The following is a 3,078-nucleotide window of genomic DNA, read 5'->3' as shown; positions in this document are numbered from 1 at the left end:
GCCGGGCGGCGCGCCGTGTCTCCGCTGGGCTCCAGCTAAAACCCAGACCGCCGGCCGGGGGGGCCCCCCCCCGCGCCCGCCCCTTCTGTTGTTTGTGTGTCAGCCGATGACTGCGGTGACCGCGTCGGACCAGAGCCCGGCGGCCTCGTCAATCTCGTCGGGGGAGACGACCAGGGCCGGGATGAAGCGGACGACCTGGCCCCAGGCGCCGCAGGTGAGCAGCAGCAGACCGCGGCGCGCGGCCTCCTGCTGGACCGCGCTCGCGGTCGCCCCGTCGGGCTTGCCGTCGGCGTCGCGGAACTCGTTGCCGATCATCAGGCCGAGCCCGCGGACGTCGGTGATCTGCTCGTGCTTGTCGGCGACCAGCTGCAGCGACTGCTTGAGCTGTGCGCCGCGGTCGGCGGAGTTCTGGACGAGGCCTTCGTCCTGGATCACGTCGAGGGTCGCCAGCGCGGCCGCGCAAGCCACCGCGTTCGCGCCGTACGTGCCGCCCTGGGAGCCCGGCCAGGCCTTCTCCATCAGCTCCGACGACGCGGCGATCCCGGACAGCGGGAAGCCGGACGCGAGGCCCTTGGCGGTGACCAGGACATCAGGACGGGAGCCGAAGTGGTCGCCGCCCCAGAACTTCCCGGTCCGCCCGAAGCCGGTCTGCACCTCGTCGACCACGAGCAGGATCCCGTGCTTGTCGGCGCGCTCGCGGAGCCCGGCGAAGAACCGCTCGTTGGCAGGGACGTAGCCGCCCTCACCGAGGACCGGCTCGACGAAGAACGCCGCGGTGTCGGCCGGCGAGCTCAGCGTCTGCAGCACGTAGTCCAGCTGGCTGAGCGCGAAGTCGGTCGCCTGCTCGACCGGCCAGCCGAAGTGGCCCGGGTCGGGGAACGGCGAGACGTGGACGCCGGCCATCAGCGGGCTGAAGCCGGAGCGGAACTTGGTACCGGAGGTCGTCATCGAACCCGCGGCCACGGTCCGGCCGTGGAAGCCGCCGTGGAAGACGATCACGTTCGGCCGTCCGGTCGCCTGCCGGGTGAGGCGCAGCGCCGCCTCGATCGCCTCGCTGCCGGAGTTCGCGAAGAACATCCGGTCGAGGCCGCGGGGCAGGACCTCACCGAGCCGCTCCACCAGGTTCAGCAGCGGCCGGTGCATGACGGTCGTGTACTGCGCGTGGATGATCCGGCCGACCTGTTCCTGGGCGGCCGCCACCACGCGCGGGTGGCAGTGGCCGGTCGACGTGACGCCGATGCCGGCCGTGAAGTCCAGGTACCGGCGATCGTCCTCGTCGAACAGCTGTACGCCCGTACCGCGCGCGGCGACCACGCCGGTCGCCTGTTTCAGGATCTGCGAGAGCTCGGCCACGACTTCCCCTCACTGCGGTGAATGGTAGATTGTTGACAATCAGCGTATCTCACGTGTCGAGGCCGGTGAAGGGGTGCGAATGAGCGTGCACGACGAGTCCAGGGTGATCGAGGCCGTCGAGAAGCGGCTGTTCATCGAAGGGAAGTGGACCGACGCGACGCGGGGTGCGACGTTCGACGTCGTCGACCCGTCGACCGGCGAGGTGCTGTGCGCCGTCGCCGACGCGTCACCCGCCGACGGGCGTGCGGCGCTCGAAGCGGCGGTCGCGGCGCAGCCGGACTTCGCCCGGACCTCACCGCGCGAACGGGCCGACATGCTCACGGCGGCGTACGAGCTGCTGATGGAGCGGGTCGACGACCTCGCGCTGCTGATGACGCTGGAGATGGGCAAACCGTTGCCTGAGGCCCGTGGCGAGATCGCGTACGCGGCGGAGTTCTTCCGGCACTTCGCCGGGGAGGCGCTGCGGATCGACGGCGGGTACCAGACCGCTCCGGCCGGGAACGCGCGCTTCCTGATCACCAAGCAGCCGGTCGGACCGTGCCTGCTGGTCACCCCGTGGAACTTCCCGATGGCGATGGGGACCCGCAAGCTCGGGCCGGCCATCGCGGCCGGCTGTACGAGCGTGATCAAGCCCGCGCACCAGACCCCGCTGTCGATGCTCGCGCTGATGGGGATCCTGACCGAGGCCGGCGTCCCGGCGGGGGCGGTGAACTGTGTCACCGCGATGGACGCGGGTGGCGTGATGGAGCCGCTCATCCGGTCCGGGCTGGCCCGGAAGCTGTCCTTCACCGGGTCCACGAAGGTCGGGCGGATCCTGCTCGAGCAGTGCGCGGAGAAGGTGCTGCGGACATCCCTCGAGCTCGGTGGCAATGCGCCGTTCATCGTCTTCGAGGACGCGGACCTGGACGAGGCCGTGACCGGCGCGATCGCGGCGAAGATGCGGAACATGGGCGAGGCCTGTACGGCGGCCAACCGGATCTTCGTGCACGCATCGGTGATCGACGACTTCGGTCGCCGGCTCGCGGACCGGATGGCGGCGCTGACCGTCGGGCGGGGGACCGAACCGGACGTCAACGTCGGGCCGCTGATCGACGAGGCCGGGCGGGAGAAGGTGCGCTCGCTCGTGGCGGACGCCGTCGGCCGTGGCGCGACCGTGCTCACCGGGGGAGAGGTTGCGCCGGGGAACGGGTACTTCTACCCGCCGACGGTGCTGACCGGCGTACCGCGGGAGGCTGCGATGGCCGACCAGGAGATCTTCGGGCCGGTGGCTCCGCTGACGCCGTTCAGTACCGAGGAGGAGGTCGTTGCGGCGGCCAACGACACGGAGTACGGGCTGGTCGCGTACGTGTTCACCAACGACCTGCGGCGGGCGCTGCGGGTGGCGGAGTCGATCGACACCGGCATGGTCGGACTGAACCAGGGCGTGGTGTCGAACCCGGCCGCGCCGTTCGGTGGGGTCAAGCAGTCCGGCCTCGGACGCGAGGGCGGCGCGATCGGGATCGACGAGTTCCTGGAGACCAAGTACATCGGGATCGCGGTCTGACTCAGCGGCTGAATCAGCGGTTGATCAGGCGGAGGATCGCGTCGTCCATGTGGGCGATCAGCAGCCGGTCGGCGAACTCGGCGTTGCCGGTGCGGATCGCGGCCCCCCCGCCGCATTTGGCGGCGCCGCGGCCGCCGGCCGCCCGGTTACTCGACACCCCGGCGGGGGTGCACCACCCGGGC

General features: G+C 71.1%; 2 protein-coding genes. One reads left to right on the top strand and one right to left on the bottom strand.

The window, feature by feature from the left end:
- Positions 1 to 99: 99 nt before the first annotated feature.
- Positions 100 to 1,353 (bottom strand): aspartate aminotransferase family protein, encoded by a 1,254-nt coding sequence (locus tag ACWGID_RS33950; protein WP_452203425.1) that lies wholly within the window; start codon positions 1,351 to 1,353, stop codon positions 100 to 102.
- 79 nt (positions 1,354 to 1,432) lie between these two features.
- Between ACWGID_RS33950 and ACWGID_RS33945 the strand changes: the two genes are divergently transcribed.
- Positions 1,433 to 2,896: an NAD-dependent succinate-semialdehyde dehydrogenase gene (locus tag ACWGID_RS33945; protein WP_452203424.1), complete on the top strand. Its 1,464-nt coding sequence runs from the start codon at positions 1,433 to 1,435 to the stop codon at positions 2,894 to 2,896.
- Positions 2,897 to 3,078 lie beyond the last annotated feature (182 nt).

The organism is Kribbella sp. NPDC054772 (assembly GCF_053611945.1).
This window is presented reverse-complemented; position numbering and strand designations above follow the sequence as displayed.

Bases quoted from the DNA above. Each gene is read 5' to 3' on its own strand.
- ACWGID_RS33945 (WP_452203424.1), top strand. From the start codon at position 1,433: ATGAGCGTGCACGACGAGTCCAGGGTGATCGAGGCCGTCGAGAAGCGG.